Origin of the sequence: Actinoplanes sp. CA-252034 (genome assembly GCF_050956125.1) — a bacterium.
Taxonomy (GTDB): Bacteria; Actinomycetota; Actinomycetes; order Mycobacteriales; family Micromonosporaceae; genus Actinoplanes.
Genome location: NZ_CP191846.1, coordinates 5,816,784 through 5,831,645, shown reverse-complemented (window position 1 = coordinate 5,831,645; position 14,862 = coordinate 5,816,784). Strand labels below are relative to the sequence as shown.

Annotated in this window: 12 protein-coding genes; 9 read left to right on the top strand and 3 right to left on the bottom strand. The window is 65.9% G+C overall.

The window, feature by feature from the left end; all coding sequences use genetic code 11:
• Positions 1–19 precede the first annotated feature (19 nt).
• Positions 20–1,183, top strand: a complete 1,164-nt coding sequence (locus ACQPZW_RS26780) for an ISAs1 family transposase (RefSeq protein ID WP_433788678.1) — start codon at positions 20–22, stop codon at positions 1,181–1,183.
• A 312-nt stretch (positions 1,184–1,495) separates the two neighbouring features.
• Here the strand turns inward: ACQPZW_RS26780 and ACQPZW_RS26775 are convergent, their stop codons facing one another.
• Positions 1,496–2,593 carry a hypothetical protein gene (locus ACQPZW_RS26775; RefSeq protein WP_433797892.1) on the bottom strand — a complete coding sequence of 366 codons (1,098 nt, stop codon included), beginning with the start codon at positions 2,591–2,593 and terminating at the stop codon, positions 1,496–1,498.
• Positions 2,594–2,723: 130 nt separating this feature from the next.
• Here ACQPZW_RS26775 and ACQPZW_RS26770 point away from each other — a divergent pair, with 130 nt between their 5' ends.
• Positions 2,724–3,413, top strand: a complete 690-nt coding sequence (locus tag ACQPZW_RS26770; RefSeq protein WP_433788779.1) for an SMI1/KNR4 family protein — start codon at positions 2,724–2,726, stop codon at positions 3,411–3,413.
• Positions 3,414–3,602: 189 nt separating this feature from the next.
• On the opposite strand, the gene ACQPZW_RS26765 is transcribed toward ACQPZW_RS26770, so the two are convergent.
• The gene (locus ACQPZW_RS26765) at positions 3,603–4,502 is read right to left on the bottom strand and encodes a hypothetical protein (protein ID WP_433788778.1); all 900 of its coding nucleotides are present in this window, start codon (positions 4,500–4,502) and stop codon (positions 3,603–3,605) included.
• 503 nt (positions 4,503–5,005) lie between these two features.
• On the opposite strand from ACQPZW_RS26765, the gene ACQPZW_RS26760 reads away from it, so the two are divergent.
• The 7 genes from ACQPZW_RS26760 to ACQPZW_RS26730 all read left to right on the top strand — a co-directional run bounded on the left by ACQPZW_RS26760 (position 5,006) and on the right by ACQPZW_RS26730 (position 13,965).
• Positions 5,006–6,405, top strand: a protein-coding gene (locus ACQPZW_RS26760; protein WP_433788777.1) for an IS3 family transposase whose coding sequence is annotated in 2 segments (ribosomal slippage) — positions 5,006–5,339 and positions 5,339–6,405 — 1,401 coding nt in all. Because the reading frame shifts where the segments join, the coding sequence is not laid out codon by codon here.
• A gap of 66 nt (positions 6,406–6,471) precedes the next feature.
• Complete coding sequence (locus tag ACQPZW_RS26755) at positions 6,472–6,873, top strand: hypothetical protein (protein WP_433788776.1); 402 nt, start codon at positions 6,472–6,474, stop codon at positions 6,871–6,873.
• Positions 6,874–7,006: 133 nt separating this feature from the next.
• A complete protein-coding gene (locus tag ACQPZW_RS26750) occupies positions 7,007–7,786 on the top strand; it encodes a hypothetical protein (protein ID WP_433788775.1) in 780 nt (259 codons plus the stop codon).
• 1,024 nt (positions 7,787–8,810) lie between these two features.
• Positions 8,811–11,177 carry a hypothetical protein gene (locus ACQPZW_RS26745; RefSeq protein WP_433788774.1) on the top strand — a complete coding sequence of 789 codons (2,367 nt, stop codon included), beginning with the start codon at positions 8,811–8,813 and terminating at the stop codon, positions 11,175–11,177.
• A 360-nt stretch (positions 11,178–11,537) separates the two neighbouring features.
• On the top strand, positions 11,538–12,701 hold the full coding sequence (locus tag ACQPZW_RS26740) for an IS110 family transposase (protein WP_433788773.1): 1,164 nt from the start codon (positions 11,538–11,540) through the stop codon (positions 12,699–12,701).
• A gap of 163 nt (positions 12,702–12,864) precedes the next feature.
• The gene (locus ACQPZW_RS26735) at positions 12,865–13,455 is read left to right on the top strand and encodes an SMI1/KNR4 family protein (RefSeq protein WP_433788772.1); all 591 of its coding nucleotides are present in this window, start codon (positions 12,865–12,867) and stop codon (positions 13,453–13,455) included.
• Between the two features lie 153 nt (positions 13,456–13,608).
• A complete protein-coding gene (locus tag ACQPZW_RS26730; RefSeq protein WP_433788771.1) occupies positions 13,609–13,965 on the top strand; it encodes a hypothetical protein in 357 nt (118 codons plus the stop codon).
• A 47-nt stretch (positions 13,966–14,012) separates the two neighbouring features.
• On the opposite strand, the gene ACQPZW_RS26725 is transcribed toward ACQPZW_RS26730, so the two are convergent.
• Positions 14,013–14,702, bottom strand: coding sequence for a hypothetical protein (locus ACQPZW_RS26725; RefSeq protein ID WP_433788770.1), 690 nt, complete (start codon positions 14,700–14,702; stop codon positions 14,013–14,015).
• Positions 14,703–14,862: the final 160 nt, after the last annotated feature.

Sequence of the window (14,862 nt, the reverse complement as noted above, 5' to 3'; positions counted from 1 at the left end):
GATCTATCCGAAGTGAGTCATGCCCGCACTGCCATCATCTCTGATCTCCTCTTTGTCCTGTACACCGGCTCTGACCGTGCCCGAAACCGCTGGCGGGCTGGTGGCAGCGCTGGCCGAGCTGCCCGATCCGCGGGCCCGGCGAGGGGTCCGGCATCAGCTGACGGTGGTGGTTGTCGCAGCGGTCTGCGCGGTGATCGCCGGCTGCCGTTCCTACACCGCGATCGCCGAGTGGGTCGCCGACGTGCCGGCCACGACCGCTCTCACCTTGGGCATCACCCCTGGCCGGCGCCCATCCGAAGCAATGATCCGCCGGCTTTTGCAGGCCCTCGACGCGCAGCTGCTGACCACCGCGATCACTGTCTGGCTCGCAGGCCGGGCCGAGACCCCGGCGAGTCGGCAGGCCATCGCGGTCGATGGCAAGACACTGCGCGGATCCCGCACCGGCGACAGCACCGCCCGACACGTCCTGGCCGCTTGCGATCAGAACGCCGGTATCGTCCTGGCCAGCACTGATGTCGACGGCAAGACCAATGAAATCACCCGATTCGGTCCGCTGCTCGACCAGATCGGCGACCTACGCGACACCGTGATCACCGCTGACGCCATGCACTGCCAGCGCGAACACGTCGACTACCTCGCCGAACGCGGCGCCCACTGGATCCTGACCGTCAAAGGAAACCAGCCTCACCTGCACAAACAACTCTCAAGACTGCCGTGGAGACAGGTCCCGCAAGCTGCCCGCCAGGATGACCGCGGCCACGGCCGCCGAGAGATCCGCACCTTGAAGATCCTGACCGTCGCGGCCGGCATCGACTTCCCGCACGCCGCCCAGGCCCTGCAGATCCGCCGCCGCAGACGCCGTCTCGACCAGCCCCGACGCTTCACCACCGAAACCGTCTACGCCATCACCGACCTACTCCTTCACCAGGCCAAGCCGGCCCAGCTGGCTGACTGGATCCGCGGTCACTGGACCATCGAGAACAAGATCCACTGGGTTCGCGACGTCACCTACGACGAAGATCGCAGCCAAATCCGCACCGGCACCGGACCACACGTCATGGCAGCCCTCCGCGACGCCGCCATCAGCGCGCTACGAGCGGCCGGAACCACCAACATCGCCGCCGCCAACCGGCACCACGCCCGCGACAGCAGCCGCCCACTGGCACTTCTCGGCCTCATTTAGGACTTTGCCGGGGCCCTGAGGACGGGGCGCATCTGGCACCTATCGATGCTCGTTATGGCGGTCATGACGGATAGGGCGGAAGCGATCGATGTGTTGGGGGGTCCGCGAGCAGCTCAACCAGCGCCTGAACAGGCAAGGCGGACGTCTTGTTCGAGCTGACGGACGCCCTGTTGTGCACCGACAGGCCGGTGAAGTCGCTGGCCGGGTTGTCTCTGGCTCCGGAGCACCGGCGTGGCCATGGCACCATGTACGACGCGCTGAACCACAGCCTTCCAGCCAGTCCTCCTGCCGGCCGGACGTGGGCGAGGTGTTTCATAGGTAGTCGAAGAACCGCCAAAACCACGTCGCTTCGGCAGGCCCGAACACCCATTGATTGGGGCCTTCGTATGGGGCATCCAGGACGTGCTGAGGGACGAGCCGGAGCTGCAACTCCGCCGACACCTGCTCGATGCGGCGGTAATCCGCCTGATGTACCGGCGGCGTTCGGTCGGCGTCAGGTGCGGGCCCGACACGGTACGGCCGGCAAGCGGTCAGGGCACCGAAATTGCTCAGGATGACCGCCAACGGCAAGCAGGTCCCGCTTCGCTGGTCGTACGTGCGGGTGACCTCGGCTGGGATCCGGATGACGCCGAAGCGAGCGGCGTCCTGCTGTGGACCCTGCCCTCCGAGCAGCCGACAGCCGAAGGCCTCGCTCAATCCCTCGGCCAACTGATCGAAGCGAGTCTGCATCGCCGCACGATCGAAGCCGCTCGGGAACTCCAAGCCGACGGCCGATCCCAACCTGCCCGGCTCGTCCAAGGCACGCAGTACCGACAACCATCTCTCTTCGCCCGCCGCCGGCGCGTCCGGCACGATACCGGTGACATCGCCCGCGACCGGAGGACTGTCCGTGTGCGGGGACGGGCCCGGTGCCGAGGCTCGCTCTCCCTGCTCGGCGCGCGGGTTGCCGCCCCCGCGCCGACGGAAGAACTCGACCCTCCTGAAGAACTCGGCCGCCATGCCGCAGAGACGCCCCGGGCAGACACCGGCCGCAATCAGCTCATCACGCAGTTGCGGCGGCGTGTTCGGATGGTGCGCGACGACGTGACGTTTGTGGGTGGTCCCATTCGGGAGTAGGGCCGCTTCCACCTCCTCTGCTTCCTGGCGAGCCAGAACTTGCAGTACCGCCGCAGGAGTTCGCAGGTGATACAAAGCCTCATTTCGTACGCTACAGTCCGCATCTTGCAGGAGGATCGCGACGACGTCCGGAGGGGTGTTCGGGTTCCGGGCGGTCCACACCCTCACCGGCCGAAGCGGGTCGGTCGCCAGTTCCCGTAGACGCTGCTCCGTGGTATCGGTCGACCGGGCTTCGTTCGCCCTGAGGAGCCCGACCTGGCGCTCGGCCGCCGACCGAATCTGCTGATAATCCATCGCGGCATGGTCTCAATAGCGAGTCTGTGATGCACCTGCAATTCCGCTCGTGGAATGCACTCACATCGGCACGAGCGGGCACCGGCCGGCGTCGGTCGGCCGTGACGTTGGGCGGCGAGCGGATCGCGGCATGAGAGTTAACTCTTGGACCCATGCCTATCGAACCGTCGGCCACCGAATGGGCTTGTTCGGCCGAATTGCCTGCAACGGTGGATCATCGATCCAACAAATCGCCGCGGCGTGGCTGACGACTACCGGCAACGGAAAGGCTGACGTGGAACTCAGGGTTCGAGATGTGATGGACCGGGCAGCAGCCGTTAACCATGACGTCGAGCTGGCCGACGTCCATGCGATCTTTCGGCACGGCGGTCCCAATCCGGGCGCGGACCCATCGAAGCTGGGTGCGCTCAGGCAACGTGTCAACCTGCCCCCGTCATATGCAGAGTTTTTGACCTACTGCGATGGTTGGACCGGACTCGACGGACAGACTGACCTGTTCCCGATCTCAGAGTTGCTCGACGGGCCGGCGACCGAAGAAGCCTGGGTGATCGTCGAGGCGTACGACGAGGGCAGCGGCTGGCAGTTCGGGCTTTCCCGCGATCGTTACCTCGTCATTGGTGCGGCCGAATCAAACCTGAGCATCGTCCTGCTCGACCTCGCATTGCCGCCTCGGGTGTGCTGGCTGACTCAAGGAGGCGTGGAGGAGTTCCCGGCCCTCGATGCGCTCGTTGCGACTGCCACCGAATACAACCTGGAGACCCTCTCCGCCCTACGGGCCGACCCGTGGCTGGGTATCTCCGACGATGCCGGGACGCGCTGACATCGGCACGAACGGACAGCGGTGAGCGTCAGGCAATCCCTGACGCTCTTCGGCGCGCGACTCGCGCCAAATGAGGACGCGCTACTCGTACCCGGGGTACAGAAAATCGGCGTGTTCTAACGAAGGATGATAGAAGGCGGTGCGGATCGTCCTTCCTGCGCACTTCCGAGCCGGCGCACCAGAAGCTCCTCAACTACCCGGCTGACGGATTGCGGCGCCCGGATCGGTGCTCTGCTCGAGGGCCGTCCACCACTCCTCCAGCTCATCGACCCGGCTCTGGAGTGCGGTGTTCGCCGCCCGGGCCGTCGCCAGTTCCTCGGTCAGCGCACCGATCGGCCCGGAGGCGGTCAGGGCGTCGAGCCAGCCCGCGACCAGCCGATCCTCAGCGGCGACCCGGCGGAGCGCGGAGGCGACCACCTCCGGTGACAACTCAGCCACAAACTCTCTCGGGAGCGTGAGCAGGCGAGCGACCTCGCCGAGGCTCCGCGCGGCGCTCATCTGGCGCCGAAGGCGCTCGGCGGACGGCAACGCCGGTTCGGCCGGTGTCGCAGCCGCGATCGGCTTGGCGGGAGAAGGAGCGGTCTTCGACACGGGCTCGGGCGTAGGTGCCGGCTCCGGGTCAGGCTCGGCCTCTGACGGGAGTTCGGGAAGGTTGTCCCCCACCCAGGCGTAGGCCAGAGTGTCGCCCTTCTGCCGTCGGACGACATTTGGCCACTTGGGCAGAACCGCCAGCGCGCGGGGCCCGTGCCGGGCCCAGGTCTCGTTCCGGAGACCGAGCTCGGCCAGACGCTCCCGGATCTCTCGCACCTTCAGCGGGACCGACGACTCGGCCAACAGGTGGAGAACCACCGCGAGGGGCTCTTGGGCGAAGACGGCGTGGAACAGCCGGGAGTCGGACAGAGCCAGGAAACGCAGCGAACCCCTCGTCGCGACGTGAACGCCGGCGACCCGTGGGACAAGCTCTTCCTCATCGGTGTCATCCCACTTGACCTGATAGTTTGTCCCGTCATCCGCGAGGATCGATCCGGCTCGGGTGCGGCGTACGCCGTACGAATCGGACACCCGGACAAGACCCTGATCTGCGCTCACGAATGCGACTGTAATGGGTATTGTCGCGGCCGGGCCGCCGGCCGGAGTCAGCCCATCCTGGCCAGGCTCATCGGCCGTGTGCGCCCAGCGCCGGCTTGGCGGAACGGCTCTGTTGCATCGGCCGATCGGATGGTCAGGCAGTGTTGACCGGTGAAGTCCGTTGCTCCGTCCCGTTCCTGGTCTCATCCTCGATCCGCGTTCGCCGGGTTCCGCTTCCCGGCCGAGGTGATCGTGGTGGCAGTGCGCTGGTACCTGCGCTATGGCCTGTCCTACCGCGTACGCCGGGTTAGCCGGGCCAGGCGTCACTTGGCGTGACGATCCCTCGCCGGCCGCCGCGCGCTGTCGGCGACAGTTGAGTGCAGGTCGATGCTGCACCGGGTGATCCCTGTCTGTCAGGGTGAGTTGGGGCCAGCGGCTCATAGCAAGTCCGCCGGACAGGGCGAGTTCAGGATCGAGAGTCGTTGAATACTGCTGTTGACGTCGTGGCCGTCCAGGATGGGGTCATGAGTCGCAAGAAGGGTCCGCGTGCGGACGGGCCTCGGGCACGCCGGTCGTTCACGCCGGGGCAGAAGCTGGAGTTGCTGGCCGGCTATGAGCAGGCCGTCGCGGCCGGTGAGGGCGGGGCGTTTCTGCGGCGCGAGGGCTTGTACTCATCGTTGATGTCGGAGTGGCGCCGGTCCCGGGACGCGGGATTGTTGCAGGGTAAACCTGCTGGTGAGACGGTCGGGCGGCCCAGTGTCGAGCAGGCCGAGATCGCCCGGTTGCGGCGGGAGCTGGCGCTGGCGCAGGCGAAGCTGGCGCGGACGGAGACGGCGTTGACGATCATGGGAAAAGCGCACGAGCTCTTGGAGGACATCTCCAGGAGCGAGCCGGACGGTCCGGACGTCTTCGGGCTCGGCAAGCGCTGATGGACGCCTTCCAGGCGTTGACGGGTGCGGGGACCACGACCCGGGCTGCGGCGGTGATGACCGGCATCTGCCGGTCCAGCGCCGATCGGGACCGGCGCCGGCCGAGCCCGTCACCTTCGCCGCGTCCGGTGCCGGCGAACGCGTTCACCCCGGCCGAACGCGACCGGGTGCTGCGGCTGCTGGACAGTCCGCAGTTCGTCGACGCTGCTCCGGCACAGGTCTACGCCGCTCTGCTCGACCAGGGCGTCTACGTCGGCTCGATCGCGACGATGTATCGGATCCTGCGTGAGCACCGGCAGGTCCGTGAGCGTCGCCGGCTGGCCCGACATCCGGCCCGCGCTCGCCCGGAGCTGGTCGCCGACGGGCCACGGCAGGTGTTCAGCTGGGACATCACGAAGCTGGCCGGCCCGGTGAAGGGCTCCTACTTCGACGCCTACGTGATGATCGACGTCTACTCCCGCTACATCGTCGGCGTCCGGGTGCACTCCCGTGAGTCCGGCCCGCTCGCGGCGTCGATGATGCGGGAGGTGTTCGACGTCCACGGCATCCCGCACGTGGTTCACGCCGACCGGGGTACGTCGATGACCTCGAAATCGGTGGCGGACCTGCTCGAAGACCTGACCGTGACCCGGTCACACTCGAGGCCGAAGGTGTCCAACGACAATCCCTACAGCGAGGCCTGGTTCAAGACGTTGAAGTACGCGCCGGTCTTCCCGGACCGGTTCGCGTCCCTCGCGGACGCGCGGGTGTTCATGACCGACTTCGTGACCTGGTACAACAACTGCCACCGGCATTCCGGAATCGGCCTGCACACCCCCGCCGAGGTCCACCACGGCCGCCACCACACGGTCCGCGCCGACCGCGAGGACACCCTCGCCGCGGCCCGCGCAGCCCACCCGGAACGCTTCGGCACCGACCGGCTCCTACCCAAGATCCTCGACCTGCCCAAACAGGTCTGGATCAACAAGCCGGAGCCGGAACTTCAAGCCGCTTAACTCCCGCTGGCCTCAAATCCTTGACACGTTCCGGATGACTGATGGCCCGGCCAGTACGGTGGCATCATGCCGATACCGGACCTCATACCAATCGCCTATGAAGAGGGTTACCGAACCGACAAGGTCGGCCGCTACAACGGTGGCCAGTTCTTCGCGAGTGCGTGGGACCGTCACGCCTACATGCATCTCTTCGATCGTGACGGCACCTATCGCGAGTCCAAGATCATTCCGATACCGGCCGGAGCCGCACTCGGGACGACCCTCGACGGCTTGGTTTCAAAACTCCCGGGGATGGTCAAGTGCGACATCACTGTCCGGTTGTTCCAGATTGAGTCCGACGGAGTGTTGTTTGGGCTATTAGATGAGTCCGGCGACCGGACCGGCGACGATGTCCATACCGACTGGGTGGAGTTATATCCGGACGGTCTCGGCTTCACTGCTCCCTGGGACGGCTTCTACTCTACGTAGCCCGACAGCAGCCGATGCGCACGATCAGCGGCAAATGAGGATGCCGAGTGGAAAGCTGTGCTGCATGTCAGGCGGAAGTTCATCGTTCACCTTCCGTCCGCTCGGCAACCCCGGGCGGCAACGATATCTGCGCATGGACGAACTTGAGGCTGTCTACAATTCGCCGGAGGCCGGTCCGGACAGTGTGTTTTGGTGGGACCGCCGATCGGCTGCCCCGCCGCATGCGAGGGTCGTAGTGTCGATCATCGGCGACGACCACTGCTCGGTCCTCCTACGCACGTCGATCATGAGCCACTTTCTTGTTCAGCCCGGTGTCGACGGCGATGAGGTCGTAACGATGCGGGGCGCTCGGGTTGCCATGCCAGGCGGCGCTGTGTTGCCTCGTGGACATGGTCTCGAGGCACTGCGGAGCGTGGGCGACGTGGAGCGGCTGCAAGCGATTCACGCGTGGCGAAAGCTGCCGGAATGGCGCGATGACCCACTGCATGAGCGACTTGGTGATGTCGTCGAGGAGGCGCTCGACAAGGCCTACGATCTGGTGCTGGCAGGCACTGAGGGCGGCCCGGCGGGGCTGCGCCACTTCGGCAATCTCATGCTGCTGCACAACGCGGTGATGTCCGGCGGCGTTGGGTGGGTCCGCTTGGACCAGCCCCTACAGCTGGTCGCAGCAGGGGCTGCTGGCGCCGACTACCTTGGCCTGCCGGACCTCGCGGCCGTGATCCGCCGGATTCACACCGACTCGGACCCGGACTATGAGTGGCGACTGGGCGCGCTGTACCACGAGTACTCGGGGCCGTTCGGGGACGACGCCGGGGCGATCCGCGCCGCTGTGGCGCGCCGGATCGACGCCGAACCGCAGGAATTCGGCCTACAGCCCGACACCATCACGAGGCCGAGAACGCCACCAGCATGACGGTCAGCGACGGCGAGGGCCGGGCACAGGGAACCCGCACCGACGTTTTCACTCAACAAGACCCAGTTCGCGCTCATCGGCACGACAAGACGCTACGCCCAGCGCAGCAGTTGCCAGCCGTGCCGGCGGCGCCCGGCGCGAGCGCGGACAGCGGCATGACAGTGCGTTGCAGGCCGCAGGGAATCCGACGCTTGGTGGGGCTTGGCATGTGAGCGGCCTCACGAACTCCCGAAGTGCAATCCATGCCGTCGATCACCTGGCTGCCATGGCTAGGGCGAATCCTAAGAATGCCGAAATGTATCCCAGGATCAGCCAGCCGGCCAGTTCCCGGCGTGGCCAGATCCAGCATCCGAAAATTGAGACCGCAAGGCCGATTCCACTTCCCCAGGAAGGAGCCCACTTGACAACCCCAAGATTTTCTGGCTTGCATTCTTTTATGCTTTCGTGACCCGCGCATTGGGCGTACATGCCCTGCCATAAAGTCCCGGAGCAGCACAACAGCAGGAGAAGCCCGAGGGTGGCCATCGCAGCCGCCATAAGAGGCCAAAAGCGCTCCTCGGTCACAGGTATCTCATCTGGCGAGTCAGTCACAACTCGAAGGGTAAGCGTGCCAGGGAAGCTACGAGGGTGATTGTCATTTCTGGCGCGATCTGCTGACTTTCAAGCCGTACCCGAACGCCGAATTTCAGGCTGGCATCAATATGAAGGGCCGATACGACAGAGCCGGAAGCTTGTAATCCTGATGCTCCTGATCGATGGGTGAACGCACTTCACTCAGCAGTTCAATGACTTGTTGATATAGCTGCCGGAAAAGTTGACTGTGTTGCGGGGTCCGGTTGTGTGATGGTTCGCTGCCGCCCGTCGCACACGGACGTCCATGCTCGGCGGAGACTCCGGTGGCTTCGGGGGACCTGAGTCGTCTAATGGGCTTGCTGGTGCCGCCTGACTTCCGCGGGCCTTCTGCGCTGTATTGCGTGAGGCCATCTACCTGTACCGCATGCTGAGTCTTGTTAGTTTCGGGTGCATGGGCATCGTGCGGGTGTACGAGACCGATGACTACTGGCCCGAGTATGGGCTACTGCTTCTGCAGGACGTGCGAGGTCGAGCAGCCGATCTGCAGGAGAACAATCCGCCGCGCGGCAACGACGGAACGTCACCGGCCGGCACGTTCGCCGGTGCCGGTGCGGGGTGGATCGCCGCCCAGGCCGGCAATGATCAGGTGGTGGTACGGCTGGAGCTTCATGACGCCCCACCCGAGCCGGACATGGAGTTCGACGACGTGCTGGAAACGCCGTACCACGCGGCTTCCGGTGGGTTGGCGCTGTGCACGTTGACCGGCGGTAGCCCCTGGCAGGCGGACTTCGACCTGGACGACGCGGTTCGCTATCGGGTGCGTATCGCGCGGCGGGGTGATACGTGGCTGCTACGTTTCTGGTCCGACGCGGCGCTGGATCCGCCGGTGTGGCTCGCCCGGTCGGCATCGGCGGTTGGCGGGGGCGGCAATGGATGGCACGAGGAACTGCCACACGGGCTGATGGAGGTCGCCTACCTCGTCGGCAACCTGGCCCGCGACCACGGCGGCTGGTTGACCGTCGAGCAACTCGACCAATGGTGGCGTACCCACCACCATCCCGAAACGGGACTCGACGAGCCGTTGTGGCCTGATCCGGCGCGGCGACCGACGACCGGCCACGCCGACCTCGATCAGCGCAACGCCGATCAGCGCGTGGCGGCACTCGCTCACCAGGCCAAGCAACAGGGCCGGGTCGACGAGATCGCCGCCGAACTCGGCGCAGCGCCGGTGCGAACCCGGCGCGAAGCGCTGCCTTTGCTGGTCAGGGCTGGCATCCTGCAGCACGAGGAACCGGACCGCTTTCGCGCCGGACGACCCGCGTCTGTCGACACCGTGCTCAAGCTGCCTGCCGAGCGTGTCCGGCAGTTGCGGGAAGCCCGCGAGCGCAGCCGGTTCTCCAGCCTGGCGGAGGACGTGGCCGCAGTCCTGCGATGGGCGCCGACGATGCCCCTGGAGGTCAGCGCCGCATTGCTGGCCGTACGGCTCCTCGTCGACGAGGACAACCTACGCGGCGCTGTCGCCTACGCCGAGAAGACCGGTCTCCTTCACGTCCTGAACGAAGAGCCCCTGCGGCTGATATGGGGACGCCGGCCCGAACCGGCGCTCGCTGAACCGGTGAAGGTTGAACCGGCGCTCCCTGAGCCCGCGCCCGCCGAGCCGGCCGAGTCCGCCATCCGCGAGGAGATGGGCGACGACGAGGTGGAGGCCTTCCTTAGCGAGGTGCTAGACGTCGAAGAGGTCGAGGCGATCATGTCGCAGATCCGGCGAACCCTCCGGCCGTCGGAAGCAGCCGCGCAAGGCGCAGGGCCCGCCGGCTCGCCGACTGCTCAATTCTTCGTTTCGGGTATACGCCCCAAAAAGCGGACCGTTCCGGATCTGCCGCCGCTCGGTTTCCCTCCCCGAGCCGGCATGATCGAGACGAACGGCACCGTCGTCACCTGGCACGACGGTAACCCCGTGGAACTCGCGCGACTCGGCGGACGTGACTGGCACAGCAAGGACTACAGCCGCGCTGTACAGACCCGGCACGGCATTCTGGTCATGCGTCACGGCAGCCCGGCCCGGCTGGTCTCCGACACCGGCGAAATGACCGAGATCGGCGAGATCGGCACCCCCATGGTGGCGCTGTTCGGTGACGGCCGACGCGTGGCTCACCGCGTATACGAGCACTCCGGCCGGTCGACGCGAAACCAGCTCAAGGTGGTCGACCTGGCCGACGGGTCGTCCACCAACATGCCTTGGCCGCAGGACCGGGATATCCACATGCTCGGCGTCCATGACAGCGCCGTCTACTTCACCGACAGAGCACCCGAGACTCCGTCCGTCCAGGAACGCGTCACCATGCGCTGGGTCCCCGGAAGCGATCCCCAACAGCACCCCCACCAGCTCGCGTACATCGATCCGCTCAGCGGCACCGGGATCAGACCCGCAACTGACGGGACCACCGTGATCCGACCCGACGGAACGACCGTGCACGTGCGGATCGACTCGCGGGCCGGACTCGTCCCCGGAGCAGGCGCGCTGTGGACCGTACGCGGTCATCCGCCCGCGGTGACCCTCTTCCCGGTCGAGCCTGATCCGACGGCGCAGGCATGGTGGTTGCCGTTCGACGGCGTGACCAGATCCACTGGCACCTACAAGATGAGCCCCACCTGGGAGGATGCCGACCACGTGCTATTCCCCTACGGAGCGGCCTACATCGAAGCCGGACCAGCAACGGGCGTACGGCTGTCCCTGCGCGACGGCTCCACCGAACGCCTACCTACCAGCAGCAACATCCGCCTGGTCCAATACGTCGAACCGCTACTGACACCGTGACCGGCGTGGTCCCACGCCGCTGAGCGGGTCAGCACGATCCGCGATCTAGCAGGGGTGCCTTCCCGGCAAAAGTCGACCAACAGCGGCCGCGCCAGCAATCGGGACCTCGGAGCACGTGGGCCGGTACTCGGTCAGCGGCTACTTATTTACTGGTGGTACGACTGCAGCCCGGCCAGGCTTGGTCGAGGTGACCGGCGGAACGCTCTGATTGCGGCTGTCCACCGCGGTTTGGTGTGACTCTCATTTGGCGTGCGGTCTGCCGGTCACCGCGGCGTGGAGTGGCTCAAGAGGGGACTGCCCAGCTCAAAGTAGCGCTGCCCTCCCGCCGACACATTGTCGGCTCGACGGAGGGACAACGATATGGGCCAGGTCGTCATCGGCGTAGACCCGCACAAACGCTCCGCCACCATCGAGGTCATCGACCAGCGCGAGCGGGTGCTCGGCAAAGGCCGGTTCGGCACCGACACCGACGGCTACCAGGCCATGCTCGCTGCCGGCCGCAAACACACCGACCGGGTCTGGGCGGTCGAGGGCTGCAACGGCATCGGCCGGCACGTCGCCCAGCGCTTGGTGGCCGACGGCGAGACCGTCCTGGACGTGCCGGCGAAACTGTCCGCCCGCGCCAGGGTCTTCTCCACCGGCCAAGGCCGCAAGACTGACCCGGTCGACGCCCACAGCGTCGCCGTCGTCGCCCTACGCACCTCTGACCTGCGGCAGGTCGTCGTCGATGACATCACCGTGGCGTTGCGGCTGCTCGTTGACCGCCGCGACCAGCTCGGCAGTGCCCGCACCGAGATCGTGTCCCGGCTGCACCATCTGCTGCTGGAACTGATCCCCGGTGGGGCCAAGAAGTTCCTGTCCGCTCAGCAGGCCCGGGTGCTGCTCAACACCGTGCGCCCGCGTGACGTCGTCGGCAAGACCCGCCGCTGGCTGGCCTCCGAACTGATCCATGAACTCGTCACCATCGACAAGAAGATCAAGGTCGCGAACGCGGAACTCACCGAACTGGTCGCCGCGACCGGCAGTGAGCTGCAGAAACTGCACGGCATCGGCCCGTCCGGCGCCGCCCGGCTGATCGGCGACATCGGTGACATCAGCCGGTTCACGACCCGTGGCCACTTCGCCTCCTGGAACGGCACCGCACCCATCGACGCCTCATCCGGCGACCAGAAACGACACCGCCTGTCGAGAGCCGGCAACCGGCGCATCAACCGGGTCCTGCACATCATGGCCGTGGTCCAGCTGCGCAACGACACCGAAGGGCGCCGCTACTACCGGCGCAGACTCGCTGAGGGTAAGACCACCATGGAAGCGATGCGAGCCCTGAAACGCCGACTCTCCGACGTCGTCTACCGACAGATGACCGCCGACGCGAGACGGCTCAGGACGGGCCCGGGAGGACACGTGGGGGCGACTCTGCAATCCAGCGCGGCCGGCCTAAATCCCCAGGCCGACACTTCGGAGAAGTCACTTCCCGGACCCGCCGAAGACCACCATAGAACACCGCTCCTCACCACCTCTTGACACAGAGGGGCGCCAGATGAGTGCACATGATCTTAAGTTGGTGGATCTTGGCTATTCGGACGTGCGTTGGGTGCCCGAGGCAGTCGGCGAGCCGCGAGTGAGGATGTCGAGTTCCCCCGCGTCCTTCCTTCGCATATCCGAGAATTGATCTATGGTGGCGACGGTGGAGCAGTCCTGGACACGCATTGTGCGGTGGCTGTCGATGAACGTGTCCTGGGCGATGCCGGCTATCGCTCCGCCAGCGAGTCCGCAGGCCATCGCAGACGCCGAACGCGAAATCGGGGTGCGCCTTCCCGAGGACCTGAAGCAGTGGTGGTTACTGGCGGACGGCATGACGTCCATGGTCTTCTGCCTTCCGCCGGAGTGTCAGCCACTATCGATTGCCGACAGCCTGGAAGACCGGCGCAGGCACCTTGACGGCTGGCGCGCCATGGGAGAGCTCACCAGTTCCGATGACTTGGCAGGTGAGATGTCGTTGCCTTTCCTCGACTTGTTTCTACCCATCGGTATCGACGGCTGCGGTGGCTACCTCTACGTAGACTTGCGGAAGGGCGACCTGAGGGGCTGTGTCGGGTGGTGCAACGGTGAGGAACACCATGACAGAGTCGAGTGGGGCAGTACCGCACATCTGCTGGCGGCGACAGCCGAGGCGATGGACGCACGCGTGCCATGTGAGGGGCCGTACGGCGATGCGTTGCCCGAGCCGGATCCCGAGTTATTCGTGATTTGGCGCTCTGTCAATGAAGCCGGCTGATCAGCCAGAACCAGGTCGCTTCTTGAGCGCTGATCGCCGCTGGCCATAGAAGTGTAGGGTCTCGGCCAGGTCGGATCCGCAGGAGCTGCGGTTTTAGTGCACGCGAATCGCGGCATGAGAGCACGCGGACCGGTCGCAGACAAGAATGACTCCATGGATGCGGAAAGGGTCGGCGGCTCCTTCGTGGTGGAGATCGGATATCGACAGGCATGGCCGTTTCTCGGCCTATGCGATAACCGGCCGACGCCAGCTCAGGAGACACGGCTCTACATCGACACTGCCTGGCGGATCGAGGCGACCAGCTCCGTCGACGGCCACGCAGACGACGACATGGCGTGGCTGACCGCAGCTCTGGCTCTCAATGGAAGAGCCATCGACACCGCGCGGGTGAACGACGACGGCTCACTGCTTCTGACGACCGGTTCCGGCGCGGTCTTGGTCGTCTCAGGCGAACCCGACCAAAGCACCGGCGGCGAGGCATGGTGGCTCACCGGCTGGCGCTCTGCTTGATCCCCAACACCACTATCCGCGGCAGAATAGTGCGCGCCATCCACGTATCAGTCTGCATCGGAATCTGTGGACAGCGGCGGCGAGTCGAATGTCTCGTACGCCACTCCGATCCGGTGTTCGCCCTCGGCAGCCTGCGGTTCCGGATAAGTGATGCCTAAATGGCGCCACAAATCGACGAAAGCCCACACCTTCCACAGTGCGAAGCTGTCGTCCGGCCACACCTTGCCGCTGTACGACGGCCGGGCCCGATGCCAGAGAGCCTTCAGCAAACGAATGCCAACCCCGGCGAAATAGGGCGCAATCGGGTCCGGATCAACCCCGAACGTCACGCCTACGGCGCGGGGATTCCCACCCCAGCGACGGTTCGCCTCGCGCGATGTGGTCCCTGGCGAGACTTGGTTTAGCGGCGTCGTCGAGTACCTGTCCCGGACGACTCCGTCTGAAATGGCAACGTGGCTCCAGTCGTCGTCGAAGACGTCAACGACGCTGGCGACAGTGTTCAGCTCCGCGGACAGCCAACGAGACACCCCGATCGGGAAACTCGTGAAGCGCGGCCAGCCGATCACCGTCCAGCCGTTCACCGGCGGCACGACGATAACCGCCTTCCGCCTCATGGCCGCCTCGACAGGCACGAGTTCAGACGGCACCCCGTGCAGAGCAGCAAAGCCGGCAACCGACTCGGCAACCGAGGCCACATCAGAGCTCCGGACGGCGGTCAGCTTGAGAGACAGCACCACGGGCTGATCGTATGGAAACCGGCTGGTGGGAGACATCCAATCGCCGAAGGCGGGTAGGTCGGGACCCGCCCAGCACAACCGGCGGAGTCATTGGGGCACGATGACGTGTACCGCGCTGGGCTTCTCGATCACCTTGGGGGTTCAACCTCGTCCGCTGCGG

Excerpts from the sequence above, each read along its gene's own strand:
- ACQPZW_RS26770 (WP_433788779.1), top strand. The coding sequence starts at position 2,724 with ATGAGAGTTAACTCTTGGACCCATGCCTATCGAACCGTCGGCCACCGA.
- ACQPZW_RS26750 (WP_433788775.1), top strand. The coding sequence starts at position 7,007 with ATGGACGAACTTGAGGCTGTCTACAATTCGCCGGAGGCCGGTCCGGAC.
- ACQPZW_RS26755 (WP_433788776.1), top strand. The coding sequence starts at position 6,472 with ATGCCGATACCGGACCTCATACCAATCGCCTATGAAGAGGGTTACCGA.
- ACQPZW_RS26775 (WP_433797892.1), bottom strand. The coding sequence starts at position 2,593 with ATGGATTATCAGCAGATTCGGTCGGCGGCCGAGCGCCAGGTCGGGCTC.
- ACQPZW_RS26780 (WP_433788678.1), top strand. The coding sequence starts at position 20 with ATGCCCGCACTGCCATCATCTCTGATCTCCTCTTTGTCCTGTACACCG.
- ACQPZW_RS26745 (WP_433788774.1), top strand. The coding sequence starts at position 8,811 with ATGGGCATCGTGCGGGTGTACGAGACCGATGACTACTGGCCCGAGTAT.
- ACQPZW_RS26740 (WP_433788773.1), top strand. The coding sequence starts at position 11,538 with ATGGGCCAGGTCGTCATCGGCGTAGACCCGCACAAACGCTCCGCCACC.
- ACQPZW_RS26730 (WP_433788771.1), top strand. The coding sequence starts at position 13,609 with ATGGATGCGGAAAGGGTCGGCGGCTCCTTCGTGGTGGAGATCGGATAT.